Below are 18684 nucleotides of genomic sequence, written 5' to 3' on the forward strand. Positions count from 1 at the left end.
CCCACGCCCGAAGGACTGCACCCGATGACGGACCCGCACGCCCAGCGCCCCGCCACAGCCGGCCCCTCGGCGGCCGGCACCGTCCCCCCGACCCCCGACGGCGACGTCCACGGGCACCTGCCGCTCGGTGAGCTGTTCACCAGGCGGGTGAGGCACGATCCGCACGCCCCGGCGCTCACCGACGGCCGGCGCACCTGGTCGTACGGAGAGCTGGCCCGGCGGGCCGGCCGGCTCGCCGCCCACCTCTGCGCGAGTGGTGCCGGGCCGGAGCGGGCGGTGGCGCTGATCCTGCCCCGATCGATGGAACTGATCGCAGCGGAACTGGCGGTGGCACTCACGGGAGCGGCCTTCCTCCCCGTGGACCCCGGCTACCCGACCGAACGGCAGGCGCTGATGCTCGCCGACGCCGCGCCCGCCGTCGTCCTGGACGACACCGGACAGGTCCGCGCCCTGCTGGACGGTGAAGACGGGCTTGAGGGGGAGACCCTCCCCGTTCCCCGCAGAACACTCCTGGACCACCCGGCGTACGTCATCTTCACTTCGGGCTCCACCGGCACCCCCAAGGGCGTCACCGTCACCCACCGCGGCATCGCCGGTTTCGCAGCGGCGGCCGCCGAACGGTATGCCGTCGGCCCGGGCGACCGAGTCCTGCAGTTCTCCTCGCCCAGCTTCGACGCCTCCGTACTCGAGGTGTTCATCTCGGTGCTGTCCGGGGCCCTGCTCGTGGTCCCGCCGAACGGACCGTGGCTCGGTGAGGAACTCGCCGCCGTCCTGGACGAACAGCGCATCTCTCACGCCCTCATCCCGCCGGCCGCCCTCGCCACGCTGCCCGAACCGGCGGACGTCGGCGGCCTGCCCTCGTTGCGCACCCTGATCGTCGGGGCCGAGGCGTGCCCGGCCGCGCTCGTCGACCGCTGGGCATCCGGCCGTCGCATGATCAACTCCTACGGTCCGACCGAGGCCACCATCGTCGCCACCTGGACCGGACCGCTGGCCCCCGGCTCCGGGGCGCCCGGCATCGGCGGTCCGCTGCCCGGCGCCGAGGCCCACGTCCTGGACGCGGCCCTGCGCCCGGTGCCGCCCGGCGCCGAGGGTGAGCTGTTCGTAGCCGGTGACGGCCTGGCCCGCGGCTACCTGGGCCGCCCGGGTCTGACCGCGACGCGGTTCGTCGCCCACCCCTTCGGACCGCCCGGCGCCCGTCTGTACCGCACCGGCGACCGGGTACGCCGGCGGGCCGACGGCGAGCTGGAGTTCCTCGGCCGGGTGGACCGGCAGGTCAAGGTCCGCGGCTTCCGCATCGAGCCCGGCGAGATCGAAGCTGCGCTGCTGCGCGACCCGCACGTCCGCGAAGCCGTCGTCGTGGTCCGCGACACGGAACCCGCCCGCGGTCGCCTCATCGGCTACGTCACCGCCGCCGACCCCGCACACAGGCCCGAACCGGCCCGGCTGCGCGCCGCCCTCACCGCCTCCCTGCCGGTCCACATGGTGCCCTCGGCCGTCATCGTGCTGGACACGCTGCCGCTCACCCCGCAGCACAAGATCGACCTGCGGGCGCTGCCCGCCCCGGGCGGCGTGGCCGCAGAGCAGCACGTCGAACCGCGCACCGGCGAGGAAGACACCCTGGCCGCGATCTGGGCCGAGGTCCTCGGCGTCGGAACCGTCGGCGTCACCGACGACTTCTTCGACCTGGGCGGCGACTCGATTCTCGCGGCCCGCATCCTGACCCGCGTCCGGGAAGCACTCGGTGTCCGGCTCTCCCTGCGCGACGTGTTCACCGCGCGAACCGTCGCCACGCTCGCCACGCTTGCCGCGCCCACCGCCCGGCCGTGCGCCACCGCCCCGCCGGAGCCGATCCCCTCCGCCCCACGCACGCAGCCGGTCCCGCTCTCCGGCGCCCAGCGGCGCCTGTGGTTCCTCGACGACCTCGCCGACGGCGGCACCGAGTACAACACCGGTGTGGCGCTGCGGCTGGGCGGCCCCCTCGACACGACGGCCCTGGAACGCGCCCTGCACCGGCTCGCCGCACGCCACGACTCCCTGCGCACCACCTTCGCCACCGTCGACGGACAGGGTGTCCAACTCGTCTCCGATGAATCCGACTTGCCCCTGCGCACCACCGACGTCGGGCAGGTGCCCGGTGACCGGCGGGACCAGGCCGTCGAACGGCTGCTGACCGAGGAACTGCGCCGGCCCCACGACCTCACGACCGGGCCCCTGACACGGGCACTGCTCGTCCGCCGGGCACCCGAGGACCACGTCCTGCTGCTGGCTCAGCACCACATCGTCACCGACGGTTGGTCCGTCGGCGTCCTCACCCGGGACCTGGCGGCGCTCTACCGCGCCGAGGCCACGGGCGAACCCGACGGACTGTCCCGGCAGGACGTGCAGTACCCCGACTTCGCGCTGTGGGAGCGCGAGCGGCACACCGCCGACGCCCACGCCGACGACCTCGCCTACTGGAAGCGCCATCTGGCCGGCCTCCAGCAGCTCGACCTGCCCACCGACCGGCCGCGCCCCGCCGTGCGCACCACCGCGGGCGCCGCACACCGCGAGGAGCTGCCGCGCCACCTCGTGGACCGGCTGCGGCAACTTGCCGCGAGCCGCGACACGACCGTCTTCACGGTTCTCGCCGCGGCGGCGGCCGTGCTGTTCGCCCGCTGCTCCGGGCAGCGGGACGTGGCGTTCGGCACCATCACCAACGGGCGCGACCGCCGCGAACTGGAGGACGTGACGGGCTTCTTCGCGAACACCGTCGTGTTGCGCGGCGACGTCGACGACGCCGTCACCGTCGACCGGTTCCTGCAGACCATGCGCGGGACGGTGCTGGACGCGTTCGCCCATGACGGCGTGCCCTTCGACCGGGTGGTCGAAGAACTCGCCCCGCCGCGAGACCCCAGCCGCACCCCGCTGGTGCAGGCGCTCGTGGTCCAGCAGGCGGCACCCGCGCGGCCGCCGGTCGCCGCCGGGGTCCGCATCGAGGACCATCCGCTGCCCCGCCCGGCCGCCCGCTTCGACCTCGTGCTGGAGTTCGCGCCACGCGCGGACGGCGGGCAGGAGCTGACGGTCGAGTACAACACCGACCTGTTCGAGGCGGCGACCGCGGCCCGGATGGCCCGGCACCTGCGGCACCTGCTCGACGGCATGGCGGAGGCGCCGCAAAGGACGCTGGCCGACCTTCCGCTGCTCTCCGACGAGGAGCGGCGCGAGCTCCTGGACACCTGGAACCCGCCCGTGCCGCCCGGGGACCGGGCCGACGGCGCCACGCTGCCCGCGCTCTTCGAGGAGCAGGTGGCCCGCACTCCCCACCGGACGGCGGTGACCTGCGACGGGACCCGGCTCGACTACGCAGGGCTGAACCGGCGTGCCAACCGTCTCGCCCGGCTCCTGGCGGCGCGCGGCGCGGGACCGGAGTCGCTCGTGGCGCTGTGCCTGCCGCGCACCGCCGACCTGCTGCCCGTGCTGTGGGCCGTCCTGAAGTCGGGCGCCGGGTACCTGCCCGTCGACCCGGGCTACCCGGCCGAGCGCATCCGCTTCATGCTCGCCGACGCGGCCCCCGCCCTCGTCCTGGCCACCCGGGAAACGGCACATGCCCTCCCCGAGGACTGCGAGCCGCTCCTGCTGGAGGACGTGGCACCCCCCGCCGTCGGCACCTCGGACCAGGCTGAAGCCGACGCCCCGGATCCGGCCGATGCCGGCGCCGCCGACCTGACCGACGCCGAGCGGACCGGACCACTCGACCCGTCCCATCCCGCCTACGTCATCTACACATCGGGCTCCACCGGCCGGCCCAAGGGCGTCGTCGTCACCCACCGCAGCGTGGCCGCGCTCGCAGCCTGGGCCGGGGAGACGTTCGGTGCGCGCGGGTTCTCCCACGTCGTCGCCTCCACGTCCCTCAACTTCGACGTGTCCGTCTTCGAGTTGCTGTGCCCTCTGCTGGCCGGCGGCAGCGTCGAAGTGGTCACCGACCTCACCGCCCTCGCCGACCTCACCGCCTCCGCCGACGGCTCCCGCCCGCGCCGGGTCGGACTGATCAGCGGCGTGCCGTCCGCGCTGTCCCGCATCTTCGGCGACGACGGTGCCATCGAGGCGGACACCGTCGTCCTGGCCGGCGAGGCCCTGCCCGCCCGGACCGTCCGGGACATCCAGGACGCCATGCCCGCGGCCGAGGTGGCGAACATCTACGGCCCCACCGAGGCCACCGTCTACGCCACCGCCTGGTTCGCCGACGGCGCCCTCCCCGACCAGGCCCCTCCCATCGGCCGTCCCCTCGCCCGCACCCGTGCCTACGTGCTGGACCGGCTGCTGCGCCCCCAGCCGCCGGGCGTCACCGGCGAGCTGTACCTCGGTGGCGGCGGCCTCGCACGCGGTTACCTGCGCCGCCCCGGACTGACCGCCGCCCGCTTCGTCGCCGACCCGTTCGGCGCACCCGGGGAGCGCATGTACCGCACGGGTGACCTGGTGCGCTGGAGCACCCACGGCCAGCTCGAATACCTCGGCCGCGTCGACCAGCAGGTCAAGGTGCGGGGCTTCCGCATCGAACTCGGCGAGGTCGAGGAGGCCCTGCGCAGCTGCGCGGGCGTCACGGAGGCCGCCGCCACCGTCCGCGACGCCGACGGCCACCGCCGCCTGGCCGGCTACGTGGTCGCCGCCCCCGGCGCCCGGCTGGAGCCCGAGGCCGTGCGCCGCGAACTCGGGCGCACCCTGCCCGACTACATGGTCCCCTCGGCCGTCGTGGTGCTGCCCGCCCTGCCGCTCAACCCCAACGGCAAACTGGACCGCGGCCGGCTCCCCGATCCGGCACCGGCCGAACCCGCCGCTCGCCACGTCGCGCCCCGCACCCCCACCGAACGGACCCTCGCCGCCATCTGGGCCGCCGTCCTGCACGTGGAGCGGGTCGGAGCGGACGACAACTTCTTCGCCCTGGGCGGCGACTCCATCCTCAGCATCCAGGTCGTGGCCCAGGCCAGGCAGGCGGGCCTGACGGTCACCTCGCGGGACGTCTACCAGCACCAGACGGTCGCAGCCCTGGCCCGCCGCGCCGACGAGACGGACCGCCACCGGACCGCCGTCCCGTCCGCCCCCGTCGAGGCCACCGGGGCCGCGCCGCTGACACCCATCCAGCACTGGCTCTTCGACAGCGCCGGCCAGCGGGCGGGACACTTCGCCCAGACCCTCTCGCTGGAACTGCCCGTCGACGTCGAGGAAAGCGCGCTCCAGGCCGCCCTCGACGACGTGGTCGCCCACCACGACGCACTGCGCTCCCGCTTCCGCGCCGACGGCACGGGCGTACGGTGGCTGGTCGACGGTCCGGCCGTGCGCTGCCGCCTCACCCGTCACACCGGCCCGGACACCGACAGCCCGCACTCCGGCCCCTACGACCTGGGCCACGGCCCGCTGCTGCGCGCCGTCCTGCACGACCGGGGCGACGGTCGGCCGCCCGTGCTGCACCTGTCCGTCCACCACCTGGTCGTGGACGGGGTCTCCTGGCGTCTGCTCCTGGAAGACCTCGAACGCGCCTACCGCGCTCGCCGCGAGGGCCGGGACGGCGAGGCCGCGCTGCCCCGTAAGTCCTCCCCGCTGCGGCAGTGGGCCGAGCGCCTGGCCGCGCACACCGCCGCCGGTGGTTTCGACGACGAGCGGGCGTACTGGATCCGCGAGACCGAAGACGCCCGGGCGGCTCTGCCCGCGGACCGGGAGGGCACCGGCACCTACGCCTCCCAGCGCTCGGTGACGGTGCGGCTCGGCACCGATGACACCGAAACGCTGCTGCGGACGCTTCCCGAGACGTACCGCACCCAGGCCAACGACGTCCTGCTCGCCGCCCTCGGCCGGGTGCTGTGCGGCTGGAGCGGGCACGACCGGGTCCTGGTCGACGTCGAAGGGCACGGCCGTGAGGAGCTCTTCGCCGACGTCGACACCAGCCGCACCGTCGGCTGGTTCACCACCCGCCACCCCGTCGCCCTCGCCGTCCCGCCCCAGGCGCCCTGGGACAGCGTGCTCAAGCAGGTCAAGGAACACCTGCGCGCCGTGCCCCGGCACGGCATCGGCCACGGCGCCCTGACCCTGCCGGGCCGTGACGGCGCACCCCTCCCGGCCGCCGGCGCGCAGATCAGCTTCAACTACCTCGGCCGGTTCGGACTGTCCGACACCACCGAGGGCCTGTACCGCGGGCTGGTCCGCCCGCTGGAACTGGACGCCGACCCCTCGGCGACGCGCCCGCACGCACTGGAGGTCGTGGGGCGGCTGGACGGCGACGGCCTGGAGTTCACCTGGTTCTACTCCGACCAGGTGCACCGGCCGGAGACCGTCACCGAGCTGGCGGAACGCTACGCCGACGCGCTGGCCGGCCTCGCCCGGTACGCGGCCCGGCCCGGCACCGCCGGACGCACCCCCTCGGACTTCCCGCTGACCCGGCTCGACCAGACCCACGTCGACCGCATCGTGGGCGACGACCCCGCCGGTGTGGAGGACGTCCACCCCATGACGCCCACTCAGGCCGGCATGCTCTTCCACCGGCTCTCCCAGGACGACGGCGCCGTGTACTTCCAGCAGCTGACGTTCGTCCTCGACGGCGTGCCCGACCCGCGGGTGCTGGCGGACGCCTGGCAGCGGGTCTCGGACCGCACACCGGTGCTCCGCTCGCGCGTGGCGTGGCAGGACGTGCCGGAGCCGCTGCTCGTGGTGCAGCGCCGGGCGGCGGTGCCGGTGGAACTGTCCGACTGGCGTGGTCTGGCCGCCGCCGAACGGGACGAGCGGCTGCGCGACCTGCTCGTCCGCGACCGGGCCCGAGGCGTCGACCTGACCCGCGCACCGCTCCAGCGCCTGGTGCTGGCCCGGCTCTCCGACCGCGAGGTCCGCGTCGTGTGGTCCTTCGACCACCTGATCCTCGACGGCTGGAGCCTGTTCCAGGTCCTCTCCGACGTCTTCGCCAGCCACGCGGGACTGTCCGGCACGGCGCAGCTCGCGCTGCCCGAGCGCCGCCCGTTCCGTGACTACGTCGCCTGGCTGTCCGAGCGCGCCGACCGGGCCGGGGCCGAACGGCACTGGCGGGCCCGCCTGAACGGCCTGAGCGAGACGACACCGCTCCCGTTCGACCGCGAGCCCCGCGAGAGCCACCGCGCGCAGTCGACGGCGGCGGTGCGCGTCACCCTGCCCGAGCCCGCCACGAAAGCGCTGGCGGATCTGGCCAGGACGGCGGGCCTCACGATGAACACCCTCGTCCAGGGCGCCTGGGCGGTACTGCTGAGCCGTCAGGCGGGCCGTGCCGAGGCGGTCTTCGGCACCACCGTCTCCGGACGGCCCGACGAACTGCCCGGGGCCGACGCCATCACCGGCCTGTTCATCGCGACCCTGCCCGCCCGTGTGACCGTGCCCCGCGACGAGCCGCTGCTCACCTGGCTGGCCCGGCTCCAGCGGGAACAGAGCGAGGACCGGCGCCACGACCACGTGCCGTTGCACCGGATGACGGCGTACACCGAGCTGCCCGAGCGGGCCGCCCTCTTCGACAGCATCGTCGTGTTCGAGAACTACCCGGTCGACGACGGCCTCGCCACCGCGCACGGCCTGCGGCTGACCGGTCTGGACGGCATCGAGACCACCAACTACCCGCTGAGCCTGGTCGCCTACCCCGGCACGGAACTCGCCCTGCGCCTCGGCTACGACCCCGGCCTCTTCGACACCGCCACCGTCGAGCGGATGGCCGAGTACCTGACCGTCCTGCTGGAGGGCTTCGCCGCCACCCCGCGGCGCACTCCCGCACGCCTGCCCCTGCTGACGGCCGCCCGCCGTGAGCAGGTGCTCCACACCTGGAACGACACGGCCACCGGCACCCCGGCGGCGACGGCCGCGGACCTCTTCGCCGCGCAGGTGGAGCGCACCCCCGACGCCGTCGCGCTGCTGGCCGGCGCCGAACGGCTGACCTACCGCGAACTCGACGTGCGCGCCGCGGCCCTGGCCGGCCGGCTGGCAGGCCTCGGGGTGCGCCCGGAGGTCGCCGTCGGCGTGCTGATGGACCGCTCGGCCGCCCTCGTCGTCACCCAGCTCGCCCTCGCCCGCCTCGGCGGCGTGTACGTCCCGCTCGACGGCCGGGCCCCCCGTGAACGGCAGCGCACGATGCTCGCGGAGGCCGGCGCCGGCCTGCTGCTCACGGACACCGAGTGGCACGAGACGGCCGCGGACCTTCTCCCGGAAGGACGCGTGCTGCGCCCGGGCGAGGACACCGCCACGACCGCGGACCCCACCACCGTGCCGCGCGTGGACCCGGACAACGTCCAGTACCTCATGTTCACCTCCGGATCGACCGGCACCCCCAAGGGCGTGGCCGCGCGGCAACGGGACGTCGCCGCGCTCGCCCTCGACCGTGCCTTCACCGGCCACGACCGCGTCCTGGTGCACTCCCCGCACGCCTTCGACGCCTCCACCTACGAACTGTGGGTGCCGCTGCTGCGCGGGGGCACCGCCGTTCTCGCCCCTCCGGGGGACCTGGACGCCGCCGCCGTCCGTCACGCGATCGGCGAACAGGGCGTGACCTGCCTGTTCCTGACGGTCGGCCTGTTCCGCCTGCTCGCCCAGGAGGACCCCGCCTGCCTGCGCGGCGCCCGGGAGGTGTGGACGGGCGGCGAAGCCGTGCCCGGCGCCGCCGTACGGCGCGTGCTGGAGGCCTGCCCCGACCTCACCGTCGTCGACGTCTACGGCCCGACCGAGACCACCACCTTCGCCACCCGCCAGTCCTTCCACGCCGGTGACTCGCTGCCCGTGACCCTTCCCATCGGCCGCCCCCTCGACGACACCCGCGGCTACGTCCTGGACGGCGCGCTCCAGCCGCAACCGCCCGGGGTGCCGGGGGAGTTGTACCTCGCCGGCGCCGGCCTGGCCCGCGGCTACGCCGGGCGCCCCGGCGCCACCGCGGCCCGCTACCTGGCCGACCCCTACGGGCCGCCCGGCGGGCGGATGTACCGCACCGGCGACCTCGTGCGCTGGAGCGCCGACGGCGAACTGCACTTCGTGGGACGCGTCGACGACCAGATCAAGATCCGTGGCTTCCGCGTCGAACCCGCCGAGATCGAGGCCCGGCTCACGGCCCACCCGGCGATCGCCGAGGCGGTGGTGTCGGTGTCACGGCACGAGGGGCGCAAACGCCTGGTCGCCCACCTGGTGCCGGGCCCCGGCGCGGCCGTGCCGCGGGCGGTCGAACTGCGCGCCCACGTGGCCGCTGAACTGCCCGACTACATGGTCCCGGCCGCGTTCGTCACCGTGGCCGAGCTGCCCCTGACCGCGAACGGCAAGGTCGACCGGCGCAGGCTGCCCGAACCCGAGTGGTCGGCGGCGGCCGACACCGTCCACCGTGCGCCGCGCACCGAGGCCGAGCGGGTGCTCGCCGGCATCTGGGCCGAGCTGCTCGGCGTGGACCGCGTCGGCCTCGACGACCACTTCTTCATGCTGGGCGGCGATTCGATCGTCAGCATCCAGGTCGTCTCCCGTGCCCGCACCGCCGGGCTCGCCCTGACCCCGAGGGACCTGTTCCGCCACCCCACGCTCGCCGATCTGGCCGCCGCCGCGACCGGCACCGGCGCGGCCGTCGCGGGCACCGGCCCGGTCTCCGGGGAGGTCGCGCTCACTGCCATCCAGCACTGGTTCCTCGACGCCGAGCCGCCGCGCCCGGAGTACTTCAACCAGTCGGTGGTCGTGGAGACCGGCGAGGACGTCGACCCCCGTGCGCTGAACACCGCCCTGGCCGCGCTGTGGACCCACCACGACGCTTTGCGGGCCCGCTTCACCCGCGCCGCGGACGGCACCTGGCGCCAGGAGTACTCCGCCGCGGACGCCGACCTGCCGGAGCTGCTGCGGGTGCACGACCTGAGCGGTCACGACGCGCAGGCCGCCTCGGAGGCCGAGGCTCGCCTCACCCACGAGGCACACACCGGCTTCCGCCTGGACACCGGGCCGCTGATCGCCGCGCGCCTCTTCACCGGCGACAGTCGGCCCCCGCGCCTGCTGCTGACCGCCCATCACCTGATCGTCGACGGCGTCTCCTGGCGCGTCCTGCTCGAGGACCTGGAGACCGCCTACCGGCAGGCCCGGGCCGGTGAACCGGTGCGGCTGCCGCAGCGCACCACGTCCGTGCGGGAATGGGCGCGGCGGCTCACCGCCCGCACCGGCGAGGCGGACCTCGCCGCGCAGCGCGCCCACTGGGCGGACGTCTCGCGGCACTGCGCCGAACCGCTGCCGGTGGACCTCGACGGCGGCAACACCGTCGCCGACCTGCGCGCCGTGACCGTACGCCTGGACCGGCGGCGCACCGAGGACCTCCTGCGCAAGGTCCCCGGCGTGTACCGCACCCGCGTCGACGACGTCCTGCTGACCGCTCTCGGCCGCGTCCTGGCGGACTGGACCGGGCGCCGCACCGTCGCGGTGGCGCTGGAGGGGCACGGCCGCGAGGATCAGCTCTTCGACGACCTCGACCTGTCCCGCACGGTCGGCTGGTTCACCAGTCTCTTCCCGGTGGCCCTGGATCTGCCGCGGGGCGACTGGGGCACCGCGCTGAAAGCCGTGAAGGAACAACTGCGGGCCGTACCCGACCGGGGAATCGGCTACGGCGCCCTGCGCCACCTCGCGGGCGACGAACGGCTCGCCGCCGCGCCGCTGCCCGGCATCAGCTTCAACTACCTGGGCCGGTTCGACTGGTCCGCCGCCGACGCCGAGCTGGTCCGGGCCGTGCCCGGCGGCCTGGACGGCGCGGAGGACCCTGCGGCGCCCCGTCCGCACCTGCTGGACGTGGTGGCCCGTGTCGAGGACGACCACCTGGAGATCACCTGGCACTACAGCGGCGCCCGCCACCGCGAGGAGACCGTCGCGGCCCTCGCCGAGGGCATGCTGCGCTCGCTGGAGGAGATCGTCGCGCACTGCGCCACCCCCGGGGCCGGCGGCCGTACCCCCTCCGACTTCCCGCTGGCCCGGCTCGACCAGGCGGCCGTGGACCGGGTCGTGGGCGACGGCCGCGGCGTCGAGGACGTGTACCCGCTGACCCCGATGCAGGCGGGCATGCTGTTCCACAGCCTCCTGGACCCGCAGGGCCGCACCTACGTCAACCAGGTGCAGGTCGTCCTGCACGGCGTCACCGACCCGCACGCCCTGGCCGCTGCCTGGCAGGACACGGCCGACCACAACGCCATCCTGCGCACCCGCCTGGTGTGGCAGGAGACCGCCGAACCCCTCCAGGTGGTCGAGCGGCGGGCGGCCGTGCCGGTCACCCACCACGACTGGACCGGCCGGCCCGCCGAGCGGTGCGCGCGCGATACCGAAGCGCTGCTGGCCGTCGATCGCGAGGCCGGCATCGATCTCGGCGCGGCCCCGCTGATGCGGCTCGCGCTGATCCAGCTGGCACCGGACCGGGTGCGCATGGTGTGGACGTTCCACCATGTGCTGCTCGACGGCTGGAGCGCGGCCCAGGTCTTCGACGAGGTGTGCGAGCGGTACGCGGCCCGGACCGCCGGCCGCCGCCCGCAGGTGCCCGACCGGCCCCCCTTCGCCCGCTACCTTCAGTGGCTGACCGCCCAGGACACCGCCCGGGCCGAACAGCACTGGCGCGAGACCCTCGCCGGATTCGCCGTGCCCACCGAACTGCCCCGCGACCGGCGCCCCGCCGAAGCCCACCGCGCGTCCTCGTCGGGCACGGTGCGGGTGACCCTCGGCACGGAGGTGTCGGCACGGCTGCGGGACACCGCCCAGCGGGCCGGACTGACCGTCAACACCGTGCTCCAGGGCGCCTGGGGGCTACTGCTGCACCACTACGGCGGCGGTGACGACCTGGTGTTCGGCACGACCGTGTCCGGCCGCCCGGCCGAACTGCCCGGCGTGACCTCCATGGTGGGCCTGTTCATCAACACCCTGCCCACCCGGCTGCGCATCGACCGGGACCGCCCCCTGCTGGAGTGGCTGCGCGAGGTGCAGGCCGCCCAGTCGGAGTCCCGGCGCCACGACTTCGTGTCCCTCGCCCAGTTGCAGACGTGGAGCGAGGTGCCCGGCGGCACCGGCCTGTTCGACAGCATCGTCGTCTTCGAGAACTACCCGTTCGACGCGGGCGCCCTGGCCCGGCACGGACTCGCCGTCGAGCAGGAACGCGACGTCGAGCCGACCAGCTACGCGCTCAGCGTGGTCGTCGCCCCCGGCGACGACGTCACCATGAGCCTCGACTACGACCCGGCCGCCTTCGACGCGGCCACCGTCGAGGGGATCGGTGCGAGCCTGCGCACCCTCCTGACGCAACTCGCCGCCGACGCCGACCGGCCCCTGGCCGACCTCACCCCGCTCACCCCGGCCGTCGGGCGCCGCCTGCTGGAGCGCCTCGCCGGACCGGGCGCGCGGCTCCCGCGGCGCACCCTCCCGGACGCCTTCGCGGCCCAGGCCGCCCGCACCCCCGACGCACCCGCCGTCAGCTCCGCCGCCGACCACCTCACCTACCGGCAGCTCGACGAGCGCGCCAACCGGCTCGCCCGCCTGCTGATCGACGCCGGAGCCGGCCCGGAGCGGTTCGTCGCCCTGGCCCTGCCCCGCACCGCCGACCTGATCGTGGCGCTCCTGGCGGTCCTCAAGAGCGGCGCCGCCTACCTGCCCGTCGACCCCGGCTACCCGGCCGAGCGCATAGCGTTCCTCTTCGAGGACGTCCGCCCCGACGCGGTCATCACCAGCGCGGAGACCTCCGCGCGGCTGCCGGACGGCCCGTACACGCGGATCGCCCTGGATGACCCGGCGTGCGCGGCCCGGCTGGCCGCCGCGTCCGCCGCACCCGTCGGCGACGGCGAGCGGCGTGCCCGGCTGCTGCCCGACCACCCGGCCTACGTCATCCACACCTCCGGCTCCACCGGCCGGCCCAAGGGCGTCGTCGTCGCGCACGCCTCGGTGGTGGCGCTGACCGAGTGGGCCGCCGCCGAGTTCACCGGCCGCGGACTCGCGCACGTGGTGGCGTCCACCTCGCTCAACTTCGACGTGTCGGTGTTCGAGATCATCTCGCCGCTGCTGGCGGGCGGCCGGGTGGAGGTCGTCCGCGACCTGCTGGCCCTCGCCGAGCGGCCCGAGCCGTGGCGGGCGGGGCTGCTCAGCGCCGTGCCCTCCGCCCTGGGCCGGCTGCTGGCCGAGGACACCGTGCACGTCGGTGCCGACACCGTCGTCCTGGCCGGGGAGGCCCTGCCCGCCCGTGCCGTCCGGCAGGTGCGCGAGGCGATCCCCGGCTGCCGCGTGCTCAACATCTACGGCCCCACCGAGGCCACCGTCTACGCCACCGCCTTCACCTGCGACCCGGCCGACCCCGACCGCGTCCCGCCCATCGGCCGGCCCGTCGGTGGCGCCCGTGCCTACGTCCTGGACGCCCGCATGCGCCCCGTGCCCGTCGGGGCGCCTGGCGAGCTCTACCTCGCCGGGACCGGCGTGGCCCGCGGCTACCTCAACCGGCCCGGCCTGACCGCCGGCCGTTTCCTCGCCGACCCCTTCGGGCCGCCCGGCAGCCGCATGTACCGCACCGGCGACCTGGTCCGCTGGACCGCCGACGGCGACCTGCTGTACCTGGGCCGCAGCGACGACCAGGTCAAGGTGCGCGGCTTCCGCATCGAACTCGGCGAGCTGGAGGCCGCGCTGGCCCGGCACCCGCGGGTCGCCGCGTCCGCCGCCCGCGTGGTCGAGCACGACGGCCACAAGCGCCTCGTCGGCTACGCCGTGCCGCGCGACGGCGACCTGCCGGCGCCGGCCGAGCTGCGGGAGTTCCTCGCTCGCACCCTGCCCGACCACCTGGTCCCGGCGGCCGTGGTCTCCCTGGAGCGGCTGCCGCTGGGCGCCACCGGCAAACTGGACCGGCGCGCCCTGCCCGAACCGGTGTGGTCCGCGGCCCCCGCCACGCGGGACTCCCGGCCGCCGCGCACCGCCACCGAGCGGACCCTCGCCGCGATCTGGGCCCAGGTGCTGGGCGTGCCCGACGTGGGCGCCACCGACAACTACTTCGCGCTCGGCGGAGACTCCATCCTCGGCATCCAGATCGTCTCCGCGGCCCGCCGGGCCGGACTGACCCTGACACCCCGTCACCTCTTCGCCCACCAGACGATCGCCGAACTCGCCGCCGCGGTCGACGCCTCACCCGCCGGCCCGGCCACCCCCACCGCCGACCAGGGCCCGGTCATCGGGGACGTCCCCCTCACCCCCGTACAGCACTGGCTGTTCGACACCCTCACCGGCGACCCGGCCCGCTTCACGCAGGCGGTTTCCTACGAGGTGGCGCCCGACACCGACGAGACACTGCTGCGCGCCGCCCTCGCGGCGGTACTGGAGCAGCACGACGCGCTGCGCACGCGGTACGAGCACACGGGCGACGGCCGGTGGCAGCAACTGGGCACCCCGCCGGGCGCCGCACCGCACCTGGAGGTGCACCGCGCCCCGGAGGAACCGGCCGCCGTGGCCGCCGCTCTCGGCTCGGGGTTCGACCTGACCGGCGGGCCGCTGCTGAAGGCCGCTCTCTGCCGGCGGGACGGCGACCTGCCGCCCGTCCTGCTGCTGGCCGCCCACCACCTGGTCGTCGACGCGGTGTCCTGGCGGGTGATCCTCGAAGACCTCGACACCGCCTACCGGGCGCTCCTGGCCGGGGCAATGCCCGACCTGGGCGCGAAGACGACCTCGTTCCGCGACTGGGCCCGGCACCTGGCCGCGCGCACCGCCGACGGCGGCTTCGACGACGAGGTCGCCCACTGGAGCGCGCTGCGGCCGACCGACCTGCCGGCCGACCTCCCGGGCGGCAACACCGCCGCCGACGAGGAGACCGTGACGGTCAGCCTCGGCGCCGAGGAGACCGAGCGCCTGCTGAAGGAGGTCCCCGACGCCTACCGCACCCGCGTCAACGACGTCCTGCTGTGCGCGCTCGGCCGGGTCCTCGCCCGCTGGACGGGCCAGGACCGGGTGGTCGTCGCGCTGGAGGGGCACGGCCGCGAGGACCTCTTCGACGGCGTCGACCTGTCCCGCACCGTCGGCTGGTTCACCACCATGTTCCCCGTCGGCCTCGACGTGCCCCGCGACGCCGGCCTCGGCACCGCGCTGAAGACCGTCAAGGAGAACCTGCGGGCCGTCCCGCGCGGGGGAGTGGGCTACGGCGCGCTGCGGCACCTGCACCCGTCGCGACCCGAACTGCCCGACCTGCCGCAGGTGGGCTTCAACTACCTCGGGCAGCAGGACCTCAGCGCCACCGGAGACGGTCTGCTGCGGGCGCCCCACGAGGGCCTCACCGGCGGCATGGACCGCTCGGCGGACCGGCCCAACCTCATCGACGTGCTCGGCCGGGTCACCGACAAGCGGCTGGAGTTCACCTGGTCGTACTCCCGCTCGGTGCACCGCCCGGAGACCGTCGCCCGCCTCGCCGAGGAGACGGCGGAGGAACTGCGCCGGATCGTCCGGCACTGCGCCGAGCCCGGCGCGGGCGGCCGGACACCGTCCGACTTCCCACTGGCCGCCCTGGACCAGGCCGCGGTCGACCGGCTCGTCGGCGACGGCCGGGACGTGACGGACGTCTACCCGCTCACCCCCACCCAGACCGGCATGGTCGTGCACGGCATGGACGAGCCCGGCGAGGGCCTGTACGTCGAGCAGATCACCTTCGTCGCCGACGGCGTGCGCGACCCCGCGCTGCTCGCGGACGCATGGCAGCACGTCGTGGACGCCACGCCCGTGCTGCGCACCGCCGTCGCCCTCACCGGGGTCCCGGCGCCGCTGCAGACCGTGCACCGCCGCGTCCCGCTGCCCGTCACCCGGCTCGACTGGAGCGACCTCGATCCGGCACGGCAGGCAAGCGCACTGCGCGGACTGCTCGACGAGGACAAGGCCCGCGGCATCGACCTGCACCGCCCGCCGCTGCTGCGCGTCACCCTGATCCGGCTCGGCGCGGACGAGGTGCGCGTGGTGTGGACCTTCCACCACGTCCTGCTGGACGGCTGGAGCGTCTTCCACGTGCTGTCGGACGTGCTCCAGGCGCATGCCGCGCTCGCCGCCGGGACCGAGCCGCGACTGCCTCGGCGGCGGCCCTTCGCCGACTACGCCGCCTGGCTGGCCGGCCGCGACACCGCCACCGCCGAGGAGCACTGGAAGGCCGCCCTCGCCGGATACGCGGCGCCGACCCCGCTGCCGTACGACCGCAGGCCCGCCCCGGGCGCCGCCGCTCGGTCGGGCACCTGGCTGTCCCAGCGGCTCGACGCGGACGGCACCGCCCGGCTGACCGACTTCGCGCGCCGCCACCGGCTCACCCTCAACACCCTCGTCCAGGGCGCCTGGGCGCTGCTGCTGGCGCGCGCCGGGGGCGGTCGGGAGGTGTGCTTCGGCACCACGGTCTCCGGCCGGCCCGCCGACCTGCCCGGCGCGGACACCATCACCGGCCTGTTCATCACCACCCTGCCCGCGCGGGTCACCGTGGACGAGTCCGCGCCGTGCACCGCCTGGCTTCGGGAGGTGCAGGCCGCCCGCGCCGAGGACCGGCGCTTCGACCACGTGCCGCTGACGGACCTGCACCAGTGGAGCGAACTGCCGCCGGGCACGCCCTTGTTCGACAGCCTGCTGGTGTTCGAGAACTATCCGGTCGGTGACGCCACCGCCGGTGCGCACGGCGTGCGCGTGCACGGCCTCGACGCCCGCGAGGCGACCAACTACCCGCTCACCGTGGTGATCTCGCCCGGCGACGAACTGACCGTGGAACTCGGTTACGACCCGCGGTACTTCGACGAGACCACCGCCGAAGCCCTGGCCGCCCGCCTGGCGCACGCCCTGACCGCCCTGGCCGCGTCCGGCGACGAAACACCGCTGCACACGGTGGACGTCCTGCCGCCCGCCGAACGCCACCGGCTGCTGCACGGCCCGGCCCGCCCGCGCCTGGCACCGCCGCCCCCGGCGACGCTGCCCACGCTGATCGAGGCCGCCGCCGACCGGTGGCCGGACCGACTCGCCCTCGAAACGGGGGAGTCGACGCTCACCTTCGCCGAGGCGGAGGCCCGCGCCAACCTGCTGGCCCACCGGCTCATCGCGCGCGGCGCGGGGCCCGGCGACCTGGTCGCGCTGGTCCTGCCACGCTCGGCGGACATGGTCCTCGCCCAGCTCGCCGTGGCCAAGGCGGGCGCCGCGTTCCTCCCGGTGGACCCCGGTTACCCGGCCGAGCGGGTCCAGCTGATGCTGCGTGACGCGCGGCCCGCCGTCACCCTGACCGCCGAGGAGGTCGCCGGCCTGCTCGCCGCACCGCCCGACGGCACGCCCGGCCACCGGCCCGCCGACCCCGACCGCGTCCGCCCGCTGCACCTGGACGACCCGGCGTACGTCATCTACACCTCCGGCTCCACCGGCACCCCCAAGGGCGTCGTCGTCACCCACCGGGGACTGGCCGCGTTCGCCGCCGCCGAGGCCGCGCACTACCAGGTCGGCGAAGGGGACCGGGTCCTGGCCTTCGCCACGCCCAGCTTCGACGCCTCGGTGCTGGAGTTGTGCATGTCCCTGCCGCACGGCGCGGCCCTCGTCGTACCGCCGGCCGGCCCGCTGCTCGGCGCCGACCTGGCCGGCGTCCTGCGCGACGCGCGCATCACGCACACCCTGCTGCCGCCCGCCGCGCTCGCCACCCTCCCGCCGGACACCCCCGGCACCCTGCCCGACCTGCACACCCTGATCGTCGGCGCGGACGCCTGCCGGGCCGAGCTGGTCGCCCGGTGGGCACCGCACCACCGCATGGTCAACTCCTACGGACCCACCGAGGCAACCGTCGTCGCCACCTGGTCCGACCCGCTCGTCCCGGACGGGGAGGCACCGCCCATCGGCCGCGCCCTGCCCGCCACCGCCGCCTACGTCCTCGACGCGCGCCTGCGCCCCGTCCCCGACGGTGTCCCCGGCGACCTGTGGCTGGCCGGACCGGCCCTGGCCCGCGGCTACCTGGGCCGTCCCGGACTGACGGCGACCCGCTTCACCGCCGACCCGTTCGGGCCGCCCGGCAGCCGCATGTACCGCACCGGCGACCTGGTCCGCCGCGACGCCCGCGGTGAACTGCACTACCTCGGCCGCACCGACCACCAGCTCAAACTGCGCGGCCACCGCATCGAGGCCGGTGAGGTCGAGGCCACCCTGGTGCGCCACCCGGCCGTCCTGGACGCCGTGGTGAGCGTGCGGGAGGACGAACCGGGGCTGCCGCGCCTGGTGGCCCACGTGCTCGCCGTCCCCGGCGTCGAACCGCCCACCGGCGCCGACCTGCGGGCCCTCGCCGCCCGCACCCTGCCCGGCCCGATGGTGCCCTCGGCGTTCGTGGTCATGGACCGCTTCCCGCTCACGGAGAACGGCAAGACCGACCGCGCCGCCCTGCCCGTCCCCGTCCCGGAGACCCGGGAGCCCGACGCGGGGTACGTAGCGCCGCGCACGCCCACCGAGGAGGCCGTCGCCGCCCTGTGGGAGGAGGCGCTGGACACCACCGTGGGCGCCGAAGACGACTTCTTCGCCCTGGGCGGCGACTCCCTGCGCGCCCTGCTCATCGCCTCCCGCGCCAACGACGTCTTCGGCGTGAGCCTCACGCCCCGCGACGTCCTGGTGGGCCGCACCGTCGCCGCCCTGGCGGACCTGGTGGAGGAACAGGTGCTGAGCGAACTCGAAGACGCCGCACGCGGCGACAGCGACCACGACGAACGGTGAGGACCGGAC

General features: G+C 75.4%; 1 protein-coding gene. It reads left to right on the top strand.

All coding sequences use genetic code 11. The annotated features are described in order from the left end of the window. Window positions 1–24: 24 nt before the first annotated feature. Window positions 25–18675: a non-ribosomal peptide synthase/polyketide synthase gene (locus ACPXCS_RS23285; RefSeq protein ID WP_425948658.1), complete on the top strand. Its 18651-nt coding sequence runs from the start codon at window positions 25–27 to the stop codon at window positions 18673–18675. The last annotated feature ends 9 nt before the right edge of the window (window positions 18676–18684 follow it).

The sequence above is a fragment of the Streptomyces sp. DT190 genome (genome assembly GCF_049846985.1).
Taxonomy (GTDB): Bacteria; Actinomycetota; Actinomycetes; order Streptomycetales; family Streptomycetaceae; genus Streptomyces.

Excerpts from the sequence above, each read along its gene's own strand:
- ACPXCS_RS23285 (WP_425948658.1), top strand. The coding sequence starts at position 25 with ATGACGGACCCGCACGCCCAGCGCCCCGCCACAGCCGGCCCCTCGGCG.